Genomic DNA, 21,802 nt, shown 5'->3' with positions numbered 1-21,802 from the left:
ACTCGCCCTAGACTGAAAGCGTGGTTTCCATTTACTGACGACAACAAGAGGTAAAGGTTATGTGGACCAAGCCCGCTTACGAGGATCTGCGCATCGGTTTTGAAGTCACCATGTACTTCGCGAACCGGTAAGACCGTGGTTGATTGAGTAACAAAACGGCCGGCCCGGTGCCGGCCGTTTGCGTTCCGGAGGTCCCCCATGCAGATTCATGTCCTCGGCTCCGCTGCCGGCGGGGGCTTCCCGCAGTGGAACTGTAATTGCCCGAACTGCGACGGTGTCCGCAGCGGCACCCTCAACGCCCATGCCCGCACCCAGTCGTCCATTGCGATCAGCGAGGACGGCGAACGCTGGATCCTGTGCAACGCCTCACCCGATGTTCGTGCCCAGTTGGCGGCGTTTCCGCCCATGCAGCCGGCCCGGGCGGTGCGGGATACCGGCATCGCCGCCGTCCTGCTGATGGACAGTCAGATCGATCACACCACCGGTCTGTTGACCCTGCGTGAAGGCTGTCCCCTGGATGTCTGGTGTACCCGGGAAGTGCATGAGGATCTCTCCACCGGCTTCCCATTGTTCACCATGCTCAAGCACTGGAACGGCGGGCTCAACTGGCACGACATGCCCTGTGGCGCGGACGCGGCGTTCACGATTCCGGCCGCTCCCTCCCTGCGAATCACCGCGCTGCCATTGCTGAGCAATGCGCCGCCATATTCGCCGCGTCGGGGTAAGACGATCCCGGGCGACAACGTCGGCCTGTTCATCGAGGATCAGGCCAGCGGCACCACGGTGCTCTACGCGCCCGGGCTGGGTCAGCCGGACGAAGCGCTGAAGACCTGGATGCGGCGGGCTGATGTGCTGCTGGTGGACGGCACGGTCTGGACCGATGACGAGATGCAGAAGCGGGAGGTTGGCACCAAGACTGGTCAGGAGATGGGCCACCTGGCCCAGAGCGGCCCGGGCGGCATGATCGAGTTGCTCGATTCCATGCCTGCAAGGCGCAAGATCCTGATCCATATCAACAACACCAACCCCATCCTGGACGAAGATTCACCGGAGCGGGCCGTACTGGATCAGCACGGCATCGAAGTCGCCTGGGACGGCATGCACCTGGATCTGGAGGGACCTTCCCTATGAGCGGACATCATGCGGTGCTCGATCGCGCGGCCTTTGAACAGGCCCTGCGCGCCAAGGGCCAGTACTATCATATCCATCATCCTTACCATCGCGCCATGTACGCGGGGGAGTGTACCCGGGAGCAGATCCAGGGCTGGGTGGCGAACCGTTACTACTACCAGGTGAACATCCCCCTTAAGGACGCGGCGATCATGGCCAACTGCCCGGATGCGGACGTGCGCCGCCAGTGGTTGCAGCGGGTGCTGGATCACGACGGCGATGGCACCGAACCGGGCGGCATTGAGGCCTGGCTGAGCCTGGCGGAAGCCGTGGGCCTGAGCCGCGAGGAAGTGATCGACCAGCGCCACGTGCTGCCGGGCGTCCGCTTCGCGGTGGACGCCTACTACAACTTCGCCCGTCGGGCGAGCTGGCAGGAAGCGGCCTGTTCGTCGCTGACCGAGCTGTTTGCGCCGGAGATCCATCAGTCCCGGCTGGACAGCTGGCCGCAGCATTATCCGTGGATCGACGATTCCGGCTACCGCTATTTCCGCAAGCGTCTGGGCGAGGCCCGGCGGGACGTGGAGCACGGCCTGACCATCACCCTCGACCACTTCAACACGCCGGCCCTGCAGGCGCGGGCGCTGGAGATCCTCCAATTCAAGCTGGATATCCTATGGACTATTCTGGATGCGCTGACCATGGCCTATGTGCACCACACGCCACCGTTTCATACCGTGACCGACGCTCAGGTATGGCATCGGGGGCTCAACGTATGAACGCCCGGATACCGCGCCTGCGCCCAGGATTCCGTTTCCAGTGGGAGCCGGCCCAGCAGGCCCACGTACTGCTTTATCCGGAAGGAATGGTCAAGCTCAATACCAGCGCCGGTGCTATCCTTGAGACAGTGGACGGTCAGCGCTCGGTGGATGACATCATCGCCGCCCTGGAAGCCCGTTTCCCGGATGCCGGTCCGTTGGCCACCGACATCTGCGACTTTTTGGAGGATGCCCGTGAGCGCCACTGGATCATCCTTGAATAACCCTCGCCCCGGTCCGCCCCTGTGGCTGCTCGCCGAGCTGACCTACCGTTGTCCGCTGCAATGTCCCTATTGCTCGAACCCGTTGGATTTTGCCGAGACCCGGGACGAACTGGACACTGAAAGCTGGTTCCGGGTGCTGCGTGAGGCCCGGGAAATGGGCGCGGCGCAGCTCGGCTTTTCCGGCGGCGAGCCTCTGGTTCGGCCCGACCTGCCCGAGCTGATCGCCGAGGCCCGCCGGCTGGGGTATTACACCAATCTGATTACCTCCGGCATCGGCCTGACCGAAGAGAAGGTGGCGCAATTCCGCGAGGCGGGGCTGGATCACATCCAGGTGAGCTTCCAGGCGTCCGACCCGGAGCTGAATGACGCCGTGGCCGGTTCGAAGAAGGCGTTTCGTAACAAGCTGGCCATGGCCCGCGCGGTCCACGAAGCCGGCTATCCCATGGTGCTCAACTTCGTCATCCACCGGCACAACATTCACCAGATGGACGACATCATCCGCTTGTGCGAAGAGCTGGGGGCGGACTTTGTGGAGCTGGCCACCTGTCAGTACTACGGCTGGGCGTTCGAGAACCGGGAAGGGCTGATGCCCTCCGCCGGCCAGTTGGCCACCGCGGAGGCCACCGTCAACGCGCATCGTGAGCGTCTGGCCGCGGCCGGCTCCGCGATGAAGCTGATTTTCGTGACCCCGGACTACTATGAGGAGCGCCCCAAGGCCTGCATGAACGGGTGGGGCAGCCTGTTCCTGACGGTGGCGCCGGATGGCACCGCGCTGCCGTGCCACAGCGCCCGGATCCTGCCCATCGAGTTTCCCAATGTGCGGGAGCAGTCGGTGTCCTCGATCTGGTACGACAGCCCCGGCTTCAACCATTATCGCGGCGACGCCTGGATGCCCGAGCCCTGCCGTTCCTGCGACGAAAAAGATAAGGACTTTGGCGGCTGTCGCTGCCAGGCCTATCTCCTCACCGGCGACGCCGACAACGCCGACCCGGTGTGCGGTAAATCCCCCCATCATGACCGCGTCCTGGCGGCGCGTCGGGCGGCCGATCACGCAACGGTGCCGCTCGCTGAACTGACCTATCGCAACGCCAGGAATTCGCGCGTCTTCGCCCGAGCCTGACATGCCGGCTGAACCGCTTTCGGCCCGGGCTGCGGTGGCGGCCTATGCCCAGCGGGACAACCTGCGCGTGGTGGACAACGTCGTCTATTGGCTGGAGTCGGATCCGGCGTCCGGCCAGACCCGCCTGATGAGCTGGTGTGAGGGCGATGTGCGGCAACTGACGCCGACGGAGCTGAACGTGCGCAGCCAGGTCAACGGTTATGGGGGCGGCGCATTCTGCGTACTGGGCCAGACGGTGTATCTGGTCAACGGCGGCGACCAGCAGATCCTGGCGCTCGACACCCAGAGCGGTGTCGTTCAACCGCTGACCGATGTGGCCGCCGCACGCCATGGCGGCCTGGTGGCGGATCCGGTCCGGGGCCGGGTGCTGGCGGTTCGCGAGCATCTGGATGACGGCTATGGCGTCGGGCAGACCCTGGTGTCGATCGATGTCCACAGCGGTGACACGCTGACATTGGCGGGCTCGGAACGGGGACCGGACAACCTGGGGTGCCCGGCGCTGTCGGCGGACGGCATGGCATTGGCCTGGGTCGAGTGGCGCCTGCCGGCCATGCCCTGGGAGCAGACACGGTTGCGGCGGGCGGTGCTGGATGCGGAGGGGGCGGTCCTGGCCACGGAAGACTGCTCCATCGCTGTTCCTGCGGCGATCCAGCAGCCCGGTTTTGTCGACGATGCGCTCTACGCTTTGTCGGATCACGGCGGCTGGTGGCAGCCCTACCGGGTAGATGATTTCGGCCGCTGGATCTCGCTGTCCCTCGATAACCTGGATTGCGCCAATGCGCCCTGGCAACTGGATGAGCGCCATTACGCCTGGCTGGGCAATAACCGCTGGGTGCGCGTCTGCTTCGAGCAGGGGCTGCCAGGCCTGATCGTGGTGGACGAACAGGGGCGGATGGTGCGTCGGCTGGCGGAACATTACACTGATTTCCGGGCGGTGCAGGGGGCCGGCGGCTATGTCTATGTGATTGCCCGCAGCGTGGATACGCTGGACAGTGTCCTGCGCATTGATCCGGAGTCCGGCGCCCTCGAAACCCTGGCCGGCGGCGAACAGACACCGGCGTGCCGGGCCATGGTGCCGCCGGAGCCGTTCTCGTTCCGGGCGCGGGACGACCAGTCGGTGTTTGGCTTCCTCTACCGGCCGGCCGCTGGTCCCCAGCGTCCGCCGGTGGTCATGCGGGTCCACGGCGGGCCGACGTCCGCCGCCTATCCCGTGTTCGATCCCCAGGTGGCCTTCTGGACGTCCCACGGTTTTGCCGTGGCCGACGTGAATTACCGGGGCAGTTCCGGCTATGGCCGGGCCTTTCGCATGTCGCTGCAGGGGCAGTGGGGGAAGGCGGATTACGAGGACATCTGCGATGCCGTCACCCACCTGGACCGGCAGCGGGCGGTGGACGGCCATCGGGCCTTTGTGATGGGACGTAGTGCTGGCGGCTTTACGGTGCTTAATGCGTTGGTGCAGACGGACCTGTTTCGGGCCGGGGCGAGCCTGTTCGGCGTGAGCGACCCGGAGTCACTGCGCCATGTGACCCATCGCTTTGAATCCGGCTATCTGGACTGGCTGCTGGGGGATCCGTGGGAATCGTTGACGATCTGGCAGCAGCGCACACCGCTGTTCTGGGCCGACCGCATCCGCAGTCCGGTGATTTTCTTCCAGGGCGAACAGGACACCGTGGTGGTGCCGGAGCAGACCGAGGCCATGGCCCATGTCCTGCACCGATGCGGGGTGCCGGTGGAGGTGGTTCGTTTTGCCGATGAAGGCCATGGCTTTCGCCATGCCGAGAACCAGGCGGTGGTGCTGGAGCGGACCCTGGCGTTTTTCCGGGAGCGACTAGCGGCAGCCAATGAGCCATAGCGGCAGAGCGGCTGGAGTTCCGTTAAACTGGAATGGTCGGCGGATGTGATCGCCGGAGACACACAATAATAATGAGATCGACTCGACCATGGCTCACGATGTCACCAACCTGCGCAAGTTCGTCTCACCGGAAATTGTCTTTGGCGCCGGCTCACGCAAGGCCGTTGCCAATTTCGCCAGCAACTTCGGCGCCCGCAAGGTGTTCCTGGTCTCTGACCCCGGCGTAGCCAAAGCCGGCTGGGTCGCGGAAATACAGACGTTGCTCACCGAAGCCGGGCTCGACTACGACACCTTCACCGGCGTGTCGCCCAATCCCCGGGTGGAAGAAGTGATGACCGGTGCCGAGCAGTACAAGTCAGCGGGCTGCGACGTGATCATCGCCATCGGCGGCGGCAGCCCGATGGACTGCGCCAAGGGCATCGGCATCGTCAGCGCCCACGGTCGCAGCATCCTGGAATTCGAGGGGGTGGATACGATCACCATCCCGTCGCCGCCGCTGATCCTGATTCCCACCACCGCCGGCACCTCGGCGGACGTGTCCCAGTTCGCCATCATTTCCGACCCCAACCGGCGTTTCAAGTTCTCCATCATCTCCAAATCGGTGGTGCCGGATGTCTCGCTGATCGATCCGGAAGTGACCCAGACCATGGACCCGTTCCTCACCGCCTGTACCGGCGTGGACGCCATGGTGCATGCTATCGAGGCGTTCGTGTCCACCGGCAGCGGGCCGCTCACCGATGCCCACGCCCTGGAGGCGATCCGCCTGATCAACACGCATCTGGAACCGCTGATCGCCAACCCGTCGGACGCCCGGTTACGCGAGCAGATCATGCTGGGTTCGATGCAGGCCGGGCTGGCGTTTTCCAACGCCATTCTCGGCGCCGTCCACGCCATGTCCCACAGTCTCGGCGGTTTTCTCGACCTGCCCCACGGGCTGTGCAACGCCATGCTGCTGGACCACGTGGTGGCCTATAACTTCTCCGCCTGTGAAGACCGCTTCAAGCGCATCGCCGAGACCATGGGCATCGACACCCGCGGTATGACGCCGCCCGTGGTGCGGGAACGGTTACTGGGCCGGATCACCGAGCTCAAGCGCCATGTCGGGCTGGAAAAGCGGCTGGCGGAACTGGGCGTACGCAACAGTGATATCCCCTCCCTGTCCGGCTTTGCCATGCAGGATCCTTGCATCGTCACCAACCCCCGGAAATCGTCCCAGCGGGATGTCGAAGTGGTGTATGAAGAAGCGCTCTGACACGGTCCACCACGACCCGGATTCCGGCGGCCACTACAGTGTCGACGACCTGTTGGGGCTGGGCAGTCATTCCGCCCGCAAGAGCCACTATCCGGCGCTGCTGGAGCGGATTGCGGAACTGGAGGCCGAGCGCAACCGCTACAAGTGGCTGTTCGACAACGCCCTGCACGGGATTTTCCAAGGGGATCTGCGCGGTGGGCTGCTGTCCTGCAATCCGGCCATGGCCCAGATGTGCGGTTTTGAATCGTCGGATGAGCTGGTGCGCTCGGTGGTTCGCTTGCGCGAGCAGCTGTTCTGCAGTGTCCACGATTTTGATCACGTGCGTCTGAGCCTGCTGTCGGACGGCCAGGTGCGGGCCCGGGAACTGGGTTTGCGCCGCCGCGATGGCCAAGTGGTGGATGTGGCCCTGACCCTGCTGCGCCGTCCCGACCTGGGCCCGGAAGTGGTGGAAGCCTTCGTCGCCGATATCACCGAGCGCCAGCAGGCCCGGCGCCGCCTGGAAGAGCTGAACCTGGAGCTGGAAGCCCGGGTGAAGGATCGGACCCGGGAACTGCGGGAAGCCAACGCCGGCTTGCGTCGTGAGATCGGGGAGCGGGAGAAGATCGAAGCGGAACTGGTGGTGGCCATCCAGTCGGCGGAAGAGGCCAATCGCAGCAAAGACAAGTACCTGGCTGCAGCCAGCCATGACCTGTTGCAACCCCTGAACGCCGCGCGATTGCTGGTGTCCACGCTGCAGGACCGGCCACTGCCGGTCGAGGAAAGCCGGCTGATCGACCGGGTCCATCGTGCCCTTGAAGGCGCCGAGGATTTGCTGGCCGACCTGCTGGATATCTCCAAGCTCGACCAGCAGGCGATCAAGCCGGATCTGACCTACATCGACACCGAGGACCTGATCCAGAGCCTGGCGACCGAGTTCGAACCGGTGGCGGACAATGCCGGCTTGCAGCTGCGGGTCCGGTCGCGCCCGGGGATCATCCACAGCGACGCGCGGATGATGACGCGCATCCTGCGCAATCTGCTGACCAATGCCTTCCGCTACACCGAGAGCGGCAGCGTTTTCCTCAACGTCCGGCCCCGGGGCGGTGATTTGCACCTGGAAGTCTGGGACAGCGGTGTGGGCATTCCGGCCGATCGATTGGAGGACATCTTCCGCGAGTTCCACCAGCTGACGGCGCCGCATACCGGCGGTCGCAAGGGGGTGGGCCTGGGGCTGGCGATCGTCGATCGCATGGTGCGGATGCTTGGGCATCGCATCGAGGTCACGTCCCGCCCGGGCGTGGGGTCGCGCTTTACGGTGGTCGTGCCGCAGGCGGCCCAGGCGCACCGGGCTCCGGCCGCCCAGTCGGTGGCCGTGGCCATGGAGCCGCATTCCCTGACCGGCCGACGGGTGCTGGTGATCGATAACGAACCGGATATCCTGGTCAGTATGCGGGCGCTGCTGGAGCAGTGGGGCTGTGACGTCCAGACCGCTGAAAACGCCGACATGGCGCTGGCTCTGCAGCAGGTGGATCTCCCGGCACCGGAAGCGGTCCTGGCCGACTACCATCTCAACGATGGCCGCACCGGCTGCGAAGCCATCTACGCCGTGCGGCGCCAACTGCAGCAGGATGTGCCGGCGGCCATCATTACCGCCGACCGCAGCGACGCCTGCCGCCAGTTCCTGAAAACCCAGTATTTCCCGGTGCTTAACAAACCGGTCAAACCCAACCGGTTACGGGCGCTGCTCACCAGCTTGTTGTCATGAGGCGTCATTGCGGGCTGGCCCGTGATGACGGCAAACTGTCATCACTGAGGCTCGGATTCCTGTCTACACTTCTGGAATAAGACCGCGAACGGCGGCTTCCGACTGAATGCCAACAGCGAGGAGGTGTCCATGCAAAGCTCCGACAGTGCTCTGACCAACCATGAAGTGACCGTATGCCTGGCCGGCGGGGCGATCCTGGGGCCATTTAACGCCACCTGGTCCAAGGATTCCGGCGGCGATGTACGGGAACTGGTCAAGGAATACGACGCCTTCCTCCAGGGCGAAGCCCAGAAGCGCTTCAAATTCCACCTGCACGATACCTACACCAACACGGTGCATACCCTGATCCTGAACTTTTCCCAGGTGACCGGTGTCTGTGACCATGTTCGGCTGAAGCACAGTCCGGAGGGCTGATACGGCGCGAAGGCGACCGCATGCTACGGAACGGGCTGGCCGGTTTTTTCGGCTCAGGCCTCTTTTCTCGGGTCGCAGGGGCTTGAAACCGCAGGTTTTTGCAACAAGGACAGGAGGTAGAGGCTGATCCACGGCGCCGTGGACAGAGAAGAGCGGGGCGATCGTTGCCATCCGGCTCCATTCCAGCGAAAGGAGGCTGCCATGAGTGAATTCCGTATCGAAAAGGACAGCCTGGGCGAGGTGAAGGTCCCCAGTGAGGCCCTGTGGGGCGCCCAGACCCAGCGGGCTGTGGATAACTTTCCGGTCAGCGGGCGCACCATGCCGCCGGCCTTTATCGAAGCGGTGGTTCGCATCAAGCGCGCCGCGGCGGAAGCCAACAGCCGGCTCGGCCTGCTGGAAGACCGGCGCCGGGACGCCATCCTCAAGGCCTGCGACACCCTGCTGGCCGGTGAGCACCGGGACCAGTTCCCGATCGATGTCTACCAGACCGGGTCCGGCACCAGCACCAACATGAACGTCAACGAGGTGATCGCCCACCTGTGCAAGGCGGATGGTGGCGAGATTCACCCCAACGATCACGTCAACATGAGCCAGAGTTCCAACGACGTGATTCCCACCGCCATTCACGTAAGCGCCGTGAGCCTGGCGGAGTCCACATTGCTACCCGCCCTGTCGCATTTGCAGGGCGTCATCTACGAACGCGAATCCGAGTTCAAGCAGACCGTGAAGACCGGCCGCACGCACCTGATGGACGCCATGCCGGTGACGCTGGGCCAGGAACTGCAGACCTGGCGGGAACAGCTGCACGCCGTGGAGAAGCGGATCGAATGGGCGCGGGATGAGCTGCTGGCGCTGCCCCAGGGCGGCACTGCCGTGGGCACGGGCGTCAACGCTCACAGCCAGTTTGCCGACCGGTTTGTCGGCGCGCTGAACGAGCAGACCGGGTTCCATTTCACGTCTCTCGAGCACAAGTTCGTTGCCCAGAGCGCGGTGGATGCGCCGGTGAATTTCTCCGCCCAGCTGCGCGGGGCCGCGGTAGTCCTGATGAAGATGGCCAACGATCTGCGCTGGATGAACAGCGGGCCGATTCATGGGCTGGCGGAGATCAGTCTGCCGGCGTTGCAGCCGGGCAGCAGCATCATGCCGGGCAAAGTGAATCCGGTGATTCCCGAATCCACGGCCATGGTCGCCGCGCAGGTGATGGGGCTGGACAGCACCATTGCCACGGCCGGCCAGTCCGGCAACTTCCAGCTCAATGTGATGCTGCCGCTGGTTGGGGCCAACCTGGTGGACATGATTCACCTGATCAGCAACAGCGCCCGGGTGCTGGCGGATAAGGCCATTAGCGGCTTTACGGCCAATACCGAGCATCTGGCCGAGGCTGTCGGCAAGAACCCGGTGCTGGTGACCGCCCTGAATCCGGAAATCGGCTACAGCCGGGCCGCCGAAATCGCCAAGGAAGCCTACGCCAGCGGTCGTTCCATCCTGGATGTGGCGGAAGAGAAGACCGACCTGTCCCGGGAGCAGCTGGAAGGCATCCTTGATCCGTTGAAACTGACCCGCGGAGGCCTGGAAAGCTGACTGACGCCGCTGTACTGGTCCTCCAGCTGCTGTTATTGCTGACGGCGGCCAACGGCTCCCCGGTGTTGGGGCAGTTGCTGCTGGGCGCTCATGGCGACCAGCCGATCGATGGTGGTCGGCTCTGGCGAGACGGCGAGCGCTTGCTGGGGGACAGCAAGACCTGGCGGGGGCTGATCATCGGCGTCGTCGCCACCACCATTGTCAGCCTGTTGCTGGATCTGGGCGGCAAGTTCGGCGCACTGTTCGGCTTTTTGGCCCTGACCGGTGACATGATCAGCAGCTTCATCAAGCGCCGCCGTCATTTACGGTCCAGCGCCCAGGCCATCGGGCTCGACCAGTTGCCGGAAGCGATCCTGCCGGTGGTGTTCGGGGCCTTCTGGCTGGATTACGGCTGGGAGGTGACGGTGGTGACCGTGTTGCTGTTCATGCTGGCGGATATGGTGTTTTCGCCGTTGTTGTACCGGTTGGGGATTCGGCGGCGGCCGTATTGATCGGCTTGGGAGGTGGTGCCGATGGCGCGATCCTCCCCAATGCGTCGGTTGTCCGGACGTAGGTTGGGCTGACGCAGGAAGCCCAACATTGGCCCGGCACCGAGCGTTTAGGATCTCTGCGACAGTGTTGGGCTTCCTTCGTCAGCCCAACCTACGGTGTCCTTAATGGGCGGAGAGGCTGCCAAAGCCGCTAGGTTGGCCCCCGCGTCAACGTATGCATATTCACCTCCGGCGGGCAGTTCAGCCGGGCGTGAACCATGGAGGTGCCGGCCCCACACGAGGTGTAGCCCTGCATATCCGCATGGCGCCAGGCACCCTTGCCGAGCGATCGCGGGCAATCCGCATCCAGCAACACCGGAATACCGCCGGGCAGGCAGATCTGGCCGCCGTGGGTGTGGCCGCAGAGGAATAGGTCGTAACCGGCGTGAGCCGCTTCGCGCCAGATTTCCGGAGTGTGGCTAAGCAGCATCGAGGGTTCACCCGGAGGGATGTCCTCGGCGGCGCGTTGCAGGTTGTGCACCTTGTAGAAGTGAGCGTCGTCGACACCCGCCAGGTAGAACCTGGCGCCACCCCGTTCGATCGCCATGGATTCGTTCAGCAGCATCTGATAACCCATGTCCTCCAGGGCCGGCAGCATGCGGATGCTGTCGTGATTGCCCAGCACGCCGATCGGAGTGCCCTTGAGTACCTGGCGCAGGCGGCGCATGCCGTCCAGGCTGGCTTCGATCGGCCCCCAGGTCAGCTTGCGGTAATCGCCGGTGAGCACGCACAGGTCGTAATCCAGGCCCGCCACGTGTTCGATGATGGCCTCCAGCATGGCGTCGTCCATGTCCACGTGCAGGTCGGTCAGTTGCAGGATGCGGTAGCCTTCGAACGCGGCAGGCAGGTGCGGAATCACGAAGCGGTTATCGATGGTGCGCATGCGCCGGGCGTTGTTCTCGGCGCGCTCAAGCATGCCGCTGATGCGCAGGCAGGCGCGGATCAGGCCGTGTAGGGAATACCATTTTTCCACGTGGCAAAAATGGCCGTTGCGGTCGATCAGGCGCGATTCGAATTCCCTTTCGATCCCCAGTCGCTGGCGGGCGTGAACCGGGCCCAGTCGCAGGGAAAGGCGGTATTCCAGGAGATCGTCCGGGTGTTGGGTGTCCGGAGCCGCACGGGTCATTGTCCGCTCCTTGCGTCGCTTTTTTCGTGTCGTGCGATGGATATGCCGTGCCCCTGAACGGTTGGAACCGCACAGGAGAGGTTTCAGTATGGCGCGCCCGGCACCGGGGGTAAATGCGGAACCGTTAAGGGATCGACATGTCGCAGGCATACCGGCCAACAATGGGGGACTTCCGCGATTGGTAAATCCCCGCGTTAGCCCACAAAATAGAAGGTCAACGCATTGTAATGCGCCAATGAGCGTCAGGAGGAATCATGAGCCAGTCCTGTGATCTGCCGGGTATGAACGTCCCGCGCAGCCGGTTTCCCGAACCGGATACCGATCTGGAGCTGCCGGCCGATGCCGGTGAGCAGCGGGCGGTCTTCGGCGGTGGTTGCTTCTGGTGCACCGAGGCGGTCTATCTCGCCGTGGATGGCGTCAAGGCCGTTATGTCGGGCTATGCCGGAGGCGCTGCGGAAACCGCCAACTACGAGGCGGTCTGCACCGGGAATACCGGGCACGCCGAGGTGATCGAGATCCGTTACGATCCGGCGAAAACCAGCTTTGGCGAGCTGCTGCGGATTTTCTTCTCGGTAGCCCACGACCCGACCCAGCTCAACCGTCAGGGCAACGACCGGGGCACCCAGTACCGATCCGCGGTGTTCTATGCGACCGACGCCGAGAAACAGGTGGCCGAGGCCTATATCCGCAAGCTGGATGCCGCCGGAGTCTATGATGCACCAGTAGTGACCACCCTGGAGCCGCTGGAGGCCTTTTACCCGGCCGAGGAGTATCACCAGAACTTTGCCGCGCGTAATCCGTTCCAGCCGTATATCATGGCGGTCGCCGCGCCCAAGATGGAAAAACTGCGCGACCGCTTTGGTGACCGGCTGAAACCCGAATACAACGACGATTCCGTTTAAGGAGCCTGGCCATGCCCACATCCGACGCAGGTTATGATCTGACCCCGCTGAACCCGGACGACATCGATAAACTGGCCGCAGGCCTCTCCGACGAAGAGCGCAAGGTGCTGCTGGACCACGGTACCGAGCATCCCTTCTGCGGCACGTTGCTGGATAACAAGCAGGACGGCGTTTATCACTGTCGCCTGTGCGATCTGCCGCTGTTCAACTCCGAACACAAGTTCGATTCCGGAACCGGCTGGCCGAGCTTTTTTGCCCCGTTCGATCCGGACCACATCCGCTACCTGGAAGACCACAGTGCCGGCATGATGCGTACGGAAATCCGCTGCCCGCGTTGCGACAGCCACCTGGGCCACGTCTTCCCGGACGGCCCGCCGCCGAGTGGTCAGCGTTATTGCCTCAATTCTGTGGCGATGACGTTTGTGCCGAAGGGCGAATAACGTCGATCTGCGGCCGGGGTGTCCCACCGGGCACCTTCGGTTGTAGGTTGGGCTGACGCAGGAAGCCCAACCTACGGCTTAAGTTTGTGCCGCTTCCTACCGAATCTCTTCCGACTCGATCACCCGCACCCCATCACTGCCCAGCACCGAATCCAGCATGGTCCGCGCGATCGAGCGCGCTGACACGGCGCGGTAGTGCGCCGGAATGATCGGGCGCAGCAGTCGGCTGGCGATCAGGCCGGCTTTTTCCCCGAAGCGGGCTTCTTCCCGGTCCGTGTCGATCAGCGAAGGACGAACCAGCGCCAGACGTCGGAAACCGATCCGGCGCAGGTCGTCTTCGGTTTCGCCCTTGGTGCGCAGGTAGAAGTTGCGGCTGGCGCTGTTGGCCCCCAGGGATGAATTCAGCACCATCACCGGCGTGCCGTAATCGTGGGCCTTCTGGGCGGCTTCCAGAATCAGGTCGTGGTCCACGGCGCGGAAGGCCGCCTGGCTGCCCGCCTTCTTGATCGTGGTGCCCAGGCAGCAGAGCAGGGCGTCGGCTTTCCACCAACCGGCGGCGGGCAATGGCATGGTGAAATCGACCACCGGGTTGTGCAGTTTTTCGTGAGGCGTCAGGGGGCGGCGTGTGGGTGCCGTCACGGTCGGGATGGATGGGTCGTTGAGGGCCAGTTCCAGTACTTCCCGACCCACTGCGCCAGTGGCGCCGAGCAGCAGCAATTCCATGGTTTTGCTCCAGAAAGCGGTGTGGCCCGAGTATGGCATACCTGAAATGCGTTTTGGTTGTCATCCGGTTGTCATGTGGACGTCGTACATTGAAGTCAGCAACGACTGCATTGTGGTGATAGCCAATGTGGCAAGGAGCTCATCTGCATCAGGGACGATGCTTTTTTTCTCTTCAGTCACCACCGGTTACCCCGGCCACGTATTGGGCGACCGCGTTGATCTCTTCTTCCGACAGACTCTCCGCAAACGCCGGCATAATGCCCACACCTCCGCGCACGGCGGTGGCCACCTGTTCCGGCGTGGGTTTCAGGGTGTCCAGGTTGGGACCAATCTGACCGGTCGTGCCCGCATCCTGCAACGTATGACACAGGCCGCACGAGGGCTGGGCCAGCTCGGTGAACACGCGCCGACCCAGCGTTGAGGGATCCCCGTCGGCCAGGACTGTGCCCGGGAGGAAGGCGGTCGCCAGCAGAACCCAGCGAGCAGGACCACCCGCGCCGGCGGTCATGGTTGCGGCCATCAGCTGACGGTCAGCGTGATGCCGTGATCGTCCCAGCCGTTATGGCCGTACCCCCGCTCGTTGTCACGCCGCTCCCGGGGTTGGGTAATGCCTTCGGCACTGGTCGCCCGGCTGACGATGCGGTATTCGCCGGGCTTCAGGTTGGCCGCGATCATGAAGGGGCGCCAGGCATAGCGACCCAGATCGGGGCCGACGAACTCGGCGGCCTGCCAGTTCTTGCCGTTGTCCAGCGACACCTCCACGCTTTTCACCGCGCTGGCCCCGCCGAAGGCCACGCCGTGGATGATCTGCGGCCCGGACTTGGCCTGTTCCAGCGGTCCGGTGATCCACGATTTCACGTTCATTTCCCACATCGACGGCTGTTCGGGACTGCCTTTCTCACCTACATCGCGGATGCGGTAGCTGGAAACCTGGATCTTGGCGGTGGACTGCACATCGGTGAAGGCCACCTGCTTCACGTACTTCACGTTGTTGACGCCATAGTAGCCGGGAATCACCATGCGCAGCGGTCCGCCATGGGTCAGCGGCAGCGGCTCGCCATTCAGTTCCCAGGCCAGCAGGGCCACATCCAGCGCTTTCAGCGGGACGGACCTTTCGACTTTTACGGTGTCGGCATCCAGGCCGGCGGGCAGTTCTTCACCGCCGGTACTGGTGATGTACTGGGCGCCGGACACCGGACCGCCCAGGTCCTGGATCACCTGCCGCAGGGGAACGCCGGTCCAGAGCACGCAGCCGGCGGCACCCACGCTCCACTGGGAGCCGCTGGCGCCATGGGGAAAGAAGGCACGGCCGTTGCCGGAGCACTGCAGGACGGTGGCGACGGTTTCCACGCCCAGCCGCTTGAGTTCGCCGACGGTCAGTGAGCGCGGGTTGTTGACGCCACTGAAACTGACCTCCCAGGCATCCGGGTCGGCGACGACGCTTTCCGACGGTGTGGGCAGGTTGTTGCGGACAAACAGAATGTTGTTGGGCGTGATGACGCTCATGTCGATGGCGTCGCGCCGGGTCTCCATCGTTTTCTCGCTGTGGATAATCAGCGCGTCAGTCTTCTTCCATTTGATAAAATCGGGAATCGGGGCCGTGTCGCCGCTGGCCCGCAGGGGTATCCCGGACAGACCGATGGAAGCCAGGGTGCCGACACTACCCGCCAGCATCTGGCGTCGGGTCAGTCGGGGGAGATCGCTGTTGAACCGGTTCAGGGTGACCATGGCCGTTCTCCTTGTCGTTGTCAGATCTCACCATGTCGAGTGGCCGGCTCAACAGCTCCCTGGGCACGGGCCATACTGTGTCTTTAGCTCCTGTTCGAAAAGTGATCAAGATGACCTTTAGACTATTCGGCTATTGGCGGAGGGACTAATATGTTGCCCCTTGCGACAGCGGTGGACGCCGCTGGTAGATGTTCGTGAACGTGAGGTATCCCGGCCGATGATCCGTCTGACCGTTAATCCCATTGCCGAATCCGCCACGCTGATGCGACGCATCGGGGTCGTTGTCGGTTCGGTCGGTGTGACCGCCCTTTATTCGACCCTGGTCCTGCTGCGGTCGCTCACCGGGCGCCTGACACGGGAGAAGGTGGACCGCTATTGCCGCGACTGGTCAGCGTTGTTGTTGAGACTGGTGCGGGTCAACCTGCGGGTGCGGGGCGACATTCCGGATTTCGAGGACGGACGCCGCTACATCGTCCTCTGCAGCCACGCCAGTCACTACGATATTCCGCTGAGCTTCGTGGCCCTGCCGGGTTCGATCCGCATGCTGGCGAAGAAGGAAATGTTCGGCATTCCCCTGTTGGGGCCGGCGATGCGGGCGGCCGAATTCCCGTCCGTCGATCGCTCCAACCATGATCGCGCCCTGGCGGATCTGGAGCGGGCCAAGGCTATGATGGAAAGCGGGATTGTCCTGTGGGCTGCGCCGGAAGGCACGCGTTCCCCGGACGGCGAACTGAGCCGTTTCAAGAAAGGCTGTTTTCACCTTGCGCTGGATACCCAGGCGATCATCGTGCCGGTGGGTATTCGTGGCAATGAGCGGGTGTTACCGGCACGCACCTGGCACATCAACCTGGGCCAGCAGGTGGATTTCTGTGTGGGCGAGCCGCTGGACAGCCGCCAATACAGCCGCGAGCAGTTGCCCGAGCTGATGGCGGAAGTCCGGCGGCGGATCGAGCGGGAGCGAGGCCGGGTCTGACGCCCGGCCAGGCGTCAGTGCAGGAACAGGCCGAGCAGGTAAACCCCGCCGTAGCCAATGGTGTAGGCGACCAGCAGGAACAGGCTGTAGCGCAGGTAGCTGGCAAAGGTCAGCCCCGGGATCTTGCTCATGGCGACAATACCCGCTGCGGAACCGATCACCAGCAGGGAGCCGCCCACACCCACCGAATAGGTCAATCCCAGCCACTCACCCGGCGTCATGTCGATCCCCGCCTTGAGCAATGCGGCGGTCAGCGGCACGTTGTCGATCAGTGACGAGAAAATCCCCATGAAGTAGTTGGCGGCGATCGGCGGCAGCACATGGTAGACCTCGACGAAGCTGCCCAGTGCCGCGATTTCCTTGAGCATGCCAACGATCAGCAGGATCCCCAGGAAGAAGAACAGGGTATCGAACTCGATGGTGCGCACGTACTCGATGATCGGGTCCAGGTCGGAATCCGTACTCAGGAAACGGGACGTGAGGAACATGACCGACAGCCCGAACAGGAACATCAGCACCGGCGGCACCTGGAACAGCACGTTGCAGGCGATGGTGGCAATGATCGTGGACAGGAACAGCACGGCGATGATGACGTCCACACGGCGCACGTCGTTGCGCTCGTGAACCAGCACCACCTCTTCGTGCATGCCCCGGGACAGCAGCAGGGCCAGCAGGAAGACGCCGAAGGCGGCCGGCACGGCCAGGGCCAGCAGCGTCAGGATTTCGACCTTGTGGGCCAGGAAGATCATCAGCGTCGTGACGTCGCCGGTGATCAGCGACACGCCGCCCGAGTTGACCGCGAAGACCACCAGGGTGACGAATCGGACCTGCTTTTTCCGGTCCAGATGCAGGGACAGGATCAGGGCGCAGGACACCAGGGTGGCGGTAATGTTGTCCGCCAGGGACGAGAAGATGAAGCAGAACAGCCCGGTCAGCAGGAGAAGATGATTCTCCTTGATGCGCTTGGGCATGATCAGATAGATCAGGTTTTCGATCATGCCTTTCTTGTTCAAATAGGCCACAAAGGTCATGGCGGCCACGAGGAAGAGCCACAGGCTGGCGATTTCGGATATGCTCTCCGCCAATCCTTCTGCGACCGATTCGGTATGGCCTTCCGACGGGCTGAAGAGGAAGAGCATGAGCCAGGACAGGGTGCCGAAAAACAGGGTGACCTTGGCTTTGTTAACGTGGGTGACCTCCTCAAAGATCACGCCGAGAAGCGCCAAAATGGCGAAGCTGATCAGGACAAATTCCAACCAATGCATAAAGGACAAACCATCCGCAGGCTGTTTAACAGGAATAATGGTGTGTAAGGGGAGTGCCGATTCTGTTCTTGTTAGGGGCAGATAGCTCGGCGAAGCCGGCGATTTTACTCGGATGGCATTTGATAAGCTACCGGAATGATTGCTTTGATCATGCGAATTTCGTACCCATTGCTATAAGCAATTTCATCTTGCGTCAAAAATACGGATAATTGGCGCCTCAAAATAATTATGTAACATTTTCGATCACCTCAGATTGAAGGTAGCAAGCTAATGACTGCAAGACAGGCAGATGTCGTGCTGGTCGGTGGTGGTGTCATGAGCGCCACTCTCGGCATGATGCTCAGGCAGCTTGATCCGTCCCTGGACATCGTCATGGTGGAACGTCTTGATCACGTGGCCCATGAAAGCACCGACGGATGGAACAATGCGGGTACCGGCCACGCCGGTTACTGTGAACTCAACTACACGCCGGAAACCGATGACGGCGACGTGCAGATTGAACGGGCGCTGAATATCAACGCGTCGTTCGAACTGTCACTCCAGTTCTGGTCGTACCTCGTCGAAAAGAACATCCTTCCGGAGCCCTCCAAGTTCATCAACCCCACTCCGCACGAGAGTTTTGTCTGGGGTGAGAAGGACGTGGCCTTCCTGCGCAAGCGGCATGAGAAGCTCAGTAACCATCACCTTTTCCGGGAGATGGAGTTCACCGAGTCCGCCGACACCCTGCGTGAGTGGATGCCGTTGATCATGAGCAACCGGGATCCCAACCAGCCGGTCGCGGCGACCCGGGTCAAGCACGGCTCCGACGTGGATTTCGGGTCCCTGACCCGGAGCATGGTCGATTTCCTCAAGGATCAGCCCAACTTCGAACTGTTGCTGAATCATCCGGTGAAGACGCTGGCACAGCGCGACAACGGCCGCTGGAAGGTTCGCCTGAAGGACGAAAACACCGGCGAGACCAAGAAGATCGAAGCCGGTTTCGTGTTCCTGGGGGCCGGTGGCGGTGCGCTGCCGCTGCTGCAGAAATCCGAGATCGAAGAGAGCAAGGGTTACGGCGGTTTCCCGGTCAGTGGCCAGTGGCTGGTCTGCCAGAAGCCGGATGTGGTCAAGCGTCACCACGCCAAGGTCTACGGCAAGGCGCCGATGGGTGCGCCCCCGATGTCGGTGCCGCACCTGGACACCCGCATCATCAATGGCGAGCCGGCCCTGCTGTTCGGGCCGTTTGCCGGGTTCACCACCAAGTTCCTCAAGCAGGGCTCGGTGTTTGACCTGTTCTCGTCGGTTCGCGGTGGCAACATCGTTCCCATGATGCAGGTGGGTAAGGGCAACATGGACCTGACCCGTTACCTGATCAAGGAAGTGTTCCAGTCTCACAACGCCCGGATCGAATCCCTGCGTAACTTCTTCCCGGATGCGCAGGAACAGAACTGGAAATTGCAGACCGCCGGCCAGCGGGTCCAGATCATCAAGAAATCCGACGACGGTCGCGGCAAGCTGGAATTCGGCACCGAGATCGTGGCGGCCAAAGACGGCTCCCTGGCAGCCCTGCTGGGCGCTTCCCCGGGTGCGTCTACGGCGGTGAACGCCATGGTGGACGTCCTGGAACGCTGCTTCGGCGATCGTCTCAAGACGCCGGAATGGCAGGCACGGATCCGCGAGCTGATCCCGTCTTACGGCCAGTCCCTGGTGGACGATGCCGAACTGCTGAACACCGTTCGCAGCCGCACGCTGGCCACGCTCGGACTGAACAAGCTGAAAGAAAGCGAAAAAGAAGAGGCTTAAGGCCGCACCGATCCCCGGTACCGGAATCACCGGCGCCGGGGTCTCGCCTTTCCTGAAACCTGTCGCTTTTCTAATCATTACCCCGCCAATCGATCTCTGTCCTCCCCATTCCTACGCCCTGAATCCACCACCGGTGGATGTTGTTGGTGGATTATTGACCGGCGCACAGTGACTCCTGACATTCGCCGCGGTTTGTCCATCGGGCTGGCCGAGGGATGTCGTCTTCCAAAACAAATACAAGAAGCGTCTCCGGAATGGGAGGCGAAAGGAGCGAACAATGAAACACGTCAAGCAACGGCTGCCATGGCTGGCCGCCGCTTTTCTCCTGTTGGGGGCGGCTTCACAGGCCCATGCCGGGGTCTTTGTTCAGCTGTTCGAATGGTCCTGGGACGATGTGGCCCAGGAGTGTGAGAACTTCCTCGGGCCCAAGGGGTATTCGGCCGTCCAGGTATCGCCACCCCAGGAGCATATCCAGGGCAGTCAGTGGTGGACCCGCTACCAGCCGGTAAGCTACCAGCTCAACAGCCGCAGCGGCGACGCGGCCGCCTTTGCCAATATGGTGTCACGTTGTAACGCCGTGGGTGTGGATATCTACGCCGATGCCGTATTCAACCACATGGCGAACGGCAGCGGGACCGGCACCGCAGGCTCGTCTTACGACAGCAGCAGCGAAACCTATCCCATCTACAGCAGCAACGACTTCCACGACACCTGTACTATCAACAGCGGCGATTACAGCAGCGACGCCTGGCGGGTGCGCAACTGTCAGCTGGTGGGGCTGCCGGACCTGGATACCGGCGCCAGCTATGTCCAGCAGACGGTGGCGGACTACATCAATAACATGATCAACCTCGGGGTGAAGGGCATCCGCGTTGACGCCGCGAAGCACATGGCCCCGGGGGACATCAGCGGCATCCTGGGGCGGCTCAACGGTAATATCTACACCTTCCAGGAAGTCATCGACCTGGGGGGCGAGGCGATCAGCTCGTCGGAATACACCGGCCAGGGCGACGTCACCGAGTTCAAATACAGCGCCAACATCGGCGACGTGTTCAAGAACCAGCAGCTGTCCTACCTGAGTAACTTTGGCGAGGACTGGGGCTTTATCGGCAGCCAGAACGCCGTGGTGTTCACCGACAACCACGACAACCAGCGGGGCCATGGCGCCGGCGGCAGCAACGTGCTGACCTACAAGGACGGTGCGCTCTACAACCTGGCCAACGTGTTCATGCTGGCCTGGCCGTACGGCTATCCCAAAGTAATGTCCAGCTACGCCTTCTCCGACAGCGACCAGGGGCCGCCGTCCAGCAGCGTCTACCAGAACGGCGAGGCCCAGTGCGGCAGCGACTGGATCTGTGAACACCGCTGGTCGTCGATCGCCAACATGGTGGCCTTCCGTAACGAGACCGACGGCACCGGCGTCAACCACTGGTGGGACAACGGCAACAACCAGATCGCCTTCGGCCGGGGCAGCGTCGGTTTCGTCGTGATCAACCGTGAGAACAGTGACCTGAGCCGCACGTTCACCACCAATATGCCGGACGGCAGCTACCACAACGTGGCCGGCGACAACGCCTGTGTAACCGTATCCGGTGGTCAGGTCACCTTGAATGTGCCCGGCATGGAAGCGGCGGCACTGCATACCGGCGCCGCGTGCGATGGCTCTGACTCCGGTTCGGACACTGGTTCCGGCAGCGGTGGCAGTGCGGACGTGACGGTGACCTTCCAGTGCCAGAACGGAACGACGACGCTGGGCCAGAGTGTCTACGTGACCGGCAACATCGCCGAACTGGGCAACTGGGATCCGGTTTCCGCCGTCATCCTGTCCGCGGATAACTACCCGACCTGGGCGGGCGATGTGGGTATTCCAGCGCAGACTGATGTCGAGTGGAAATGCCTCAAACGGGACGAAAGCGATCCGTCGCAGGATCAGGTTTGGCAGAGTGGCAGTAACAACACACTGGCCGGGCAAAGCGCCGGGTCGTCCGTGACCGCGACGGCGAGTTTTTGAGGCCGTCGTCAAAGCTTTTTTAGGGTCCTGATGGGCCCACCGAAGTTGAAGCGTCGGCTACATGGCCCAGCCAACTTGAGGGCGTAGCTGATGGGATGGTCCCCTCCCACTCTTCGGCATCGATGTGCCATGGTTGATCGTGCGAACAATTCAACGAGAGCCATAAGGAGGGGGCCAATGACAGTGTCAGTAATTGGGCTCGATATTGCA

The 21,802-nt window shown here is 62.7% G+C and carries 21 protein-coding genes; 16 read left to right on the top strand and 5 right to left on the bottom strand.

The annotated features are described in order from the left end of the window. Window positions 1–59: 59 nt before the first annotated feature. From pqqA to J3364_RS21640, 11 genes are all read left to right on the top strand, one after another. Window positions 60–131, top strand: a complete 72-nt coding sequence (gene pqqA, locus J3364_RS21690; RefSeq protein WP_007153157.1) for a pyrroloquinoline quinone precursor peptide PqqA — start codon at window positions 60–62, stop codon at window positions 129–131. Window positions 132–198: 67 nt separating this feature from the next. Further along, window positions 199–1,131, top strand: coding sequence for a pyrroloquinoline quinone biosynthesis protein PqqB (gene pqqB / locus J3364_RS21685; protein WP_349560239.1), 933 nt, complete (start codon window positions 199–201; stop codon window positions 1,129–1,131). After that, entirely contained in the window at window positions 1,128–1,886 is a 759-nt protein-coding gene (gene pqqC, locus J3364_RS21680; protein WP_349560238.1) for a pyrroloquinoline-quinone synthase PqqC, read from the top strand. Before pqqB ends, pqqC begins: the two co-directional genes overlap by 4 nt. Beyond that, a complete protein-coding gene (gene pqqD / locus J3364_RS21675) occupies window positions 1,883–2,149 on the top strand; it encodes a pyrroloquinoline quinone biosynthesis peptide chaperone PqqD (RefSeq protein ID WP_123636172.1) in 267 nt (88 codons plus the stop codon). Before pqqC ends, pqqD begins: the two co-directional genes overlap by 4 nt. Continuing rightward, complete coding sequence (gene pqqE / locus J3364_RS21670; protein WP_349560236.1) at window positions 2,115–3,269, top strand: pyrroloquinoline quinone biosynthesis protein PqqE; 1,155 nt, start codon at window positions 2,115–2,117, stop codon at window positions 3,267–3,269. Before pqqD ends, pqqE begins: the two co-directional genes overlap by 35 nt. Window position 3,270: 1 nt before the next feature. After that, window positions 3,271–5,121, top strand: coding sequence for an alpha/beta hydrolase family protein (locus tag J3364_RS21665; protein ID WP_349560235.1), 1,851 nt, complete (start codon window positions 3,271–3,273; stop codon window positions 5,119–5,121). Window positions 5,122–5,209: 88 nt separating this feature from the next. Beyond that, the gene (gene ercA, locus J3364_RS21660) at window positions 5,210–6,373 is read left to right on the top strand and encodes an alcohol dehydrogenase-like regulatory protein ErcA (protein WP_349560234.1); all 1,164 of its coding nucleotides are present in this window, start codon (window positions 5,210–5,212) and stop codon (window positions 6,371–6,373) included. Next, window positions 6,357–8,117: a PAS domain-containing hybrid sensor histidine kinase/response regulator gene (locus J3364_RS21655; protein WP_349560232.1), complete on the top strand. Its 1,761-nt coding sequence runs from the start codon at window positions 6,357–6,359 to the stop codon at window positions 8,115–8,117. The genes ercA and J3364_RS21655 overlap by 17 nt, the downstream gene beginning before the upstream one ends. Before the next feature lie 129 nt (window positions 8,118–8,246). Continuing rightward, a complete protein-coding gene (locus J3364_RS21650; RefSeq protein ID WP_349560230.1) occupies window positions 8,247–8,531 on the top strand; it encodes a hypothetical protein in 285 nt (94 codons plus the stop codon). A 201-nt stretch (window positions 8,532–8,732) separates the two neighbouring features. Next, window positions 8,733–10,112, top strand: coding sequence for a class II fumarate hydratase (locus J3364_RS21645; RefSeq protein WP_349560229.1), 1,380 nt, complete (start codon window positions 8,733–8,735; stop codon window positions 10,110–10,112). Window positions 10,113–10,147: 35 nt separating this feature from the next. Next, a complete protein-coding gene (locus J3364_RS21640; protein ID WP_123636165.1) occupies window positions 10,148–10,603 on the top strand; it encodes a CDP-archaeol synthase in 456 nt (151 codons plus the stop codon). Between the two features lie 190 nt (window positions 10,604–10,793). Here J3364_RS21640 and J3364_RS21635 read toward each other — a convergent pair whose 3' ends face one another. Continuing rightward, on the bottom strand, window positions 10,794–11,768 hold the full coding sequence (locus J3364_RS21635; protein ID WP_349560227.1) for a metallophosphoesterase: 975 nt from the start codon (window positions 11,766–11,768) through the stop codon (window positions 10,794–10,796). 254 nt (window positions 11,769–12,022) lie between these two features. Between J3364_RS21635 and msrA the strand changes: the two genes are divergently transcribed. Both msrA and msrB read left to right on the top strand, forming a co-directional pair. After that, window positions 12,023–12,670 (top strand): peptide-methionine (S)-S-oxide reductase MsrA, encoded by a 648-nt coding sequence (msrA, locus tag J3364_RS21630; protein WP_349560226.1) that lies wholly within the window; start codon window positions 12,023–12,025, stop codon window positions 12,668–12,670. Window positions 12,671–12,681: 11 nt separating this feature from the next. Beyond that, window positions 12,682–13,110 (top strand): peptide-methionine (R)-S-oxide reductase MsrB, encoded by a 429-nt coding sequence (gene msrB, locus J3364_RS21625; RefSeq protein ID WP_349560224.1) that lies wholly within the window; start codon window positions 12,682–12,684, stop codon window positions 13,108–13,110. A 96-nt stretch (window positions 13,111–13,206) separates the two neighbouring features. On the opposite strand, the gene J3364_RS21620 is transcribed toward msrB, so the two are convergent. The 3 genes from J3364_RS21620 to sorT all read right to left on the bottom strand — a co-directional run bounded on the left by J3364_RS21620 (window position 13,207) and on the right by sorT (window position 15,561). Beyond that, window positions 13,207–13,833 carry a Rossmann-fold NAD(P)-binding domain-containing protein gene (locus J3364_RS21620; protein WP_349560223.1) on the bottom strand — a complete coding sequence of 209 codons (627 nt, stop codon included), beginning with the start codon at window positions 13,831–13,833 and terminating at the stop codon, window positions 13,207–13,209. Window positions 13,834–14,005: 172 nt separating this feature from the next. After that, a complete protein-coding gene (gene sorU / locus J3364_RS21615; protein WP_349560222.1) occupies window positions 14,006–14,353 on the bottom strand; it encodes a SorU family sulfite dehydrogenase c-type cytochrome subunit in 348 nt (115 codons plus the stop codon). After that, on the bottom strand, window positions 14,353–15,561 hold the full coding sequence (gene sorT / locus J3364_RS21610; RefSeq protein ID WP_349560220.1) for a SorT family sulfite dehydrogenase catalytic subunit: 1,209 nt from the start codon (window positions 15,559–15,561) through the stop codon (window positions 14,353–14,355). The genes sorU and sorT overlap by 1 nt, the downstream gene beginning before the upstream one ends. 217 nt (window positions 15,562–15,778) lie before the next feature. Between sorT and J3364_RS21605 the strand changes: the two genes are divergently transcribed. Continuing rightward, window positions 15,779–16,534, top strand: a complete 756-nt coding sequence (locus J3364_RS21605; RefSeq protein WP_349560219.1) for a lysophospholipid acyltransferase family protein — start codon at window positions 15,779–15,781, stop codon at window positions 16,532–16,534. A 14-nt stretch (window positions 16,535–16,548) separates the two neighbouring features. On the opposite strand, the gene nhaD is transcribed toward J3364_RS21605, so the two are convergent. Beyond that, window positions 16,549–17,799 carry a sodium:proton antiporter NhaD gene (nhaD, locus tag J3364_RS21600; protein WP_203142694.1) on the bottom strand — a complete coding sequence of 417 codons (1,251 nt, stop codon included), beginning with the start codon at window positions 17,797–17,799 and terminating at the stop codon, window positions 16,549–16,551. Between the two features lie 270 nt (window positions 17,800–18,069). Here nhaD and mqo point away from each other — a divergent pair, with 270 nt between their 5' ends. Beyond that, a complete protein-coding gene (gene mqo / locus J3364_RS21595) occupies window positions 18,070–19,581 on the top strand; it encodes a malate dehydrogenase (quinone) (RefSeq protein ID WP_349560218.1) in 1,512 nt (503 codons plus the stop codon). Between the two features lie 277 nt (window positions 19,582–19,858). After that, window positions 19,859–21,592, top strand: a complete 1,734-nt coding sequence (locus J3364_RS21590) for a carbohydrate-binding module family 20 domain-containing protein (RefSeq protein ID WP_349560217.1) — start codon at window positions 19,859–19,861, stop codon at window positions 21,590–21,592. The last annotated feature ends 210 nt before the right edge of the window (window positions 21,593–21,802 follow it).

Source organism: Marinobacter sp. NFXS9 (assembly GCF_040148665.1).
GTDB lineage: Bacteria > Pseudomonadota > Gammaproteobacteria > Pseudomonadales > Oleiphilaceae > Marinobacter_A > Marinobacter_A mangrovi.
The sequence above is the reverse complement of the archived record's forward strand: the minus strand, read 5'-3'. Positions and strand labels throughout refer to the sequence as shown.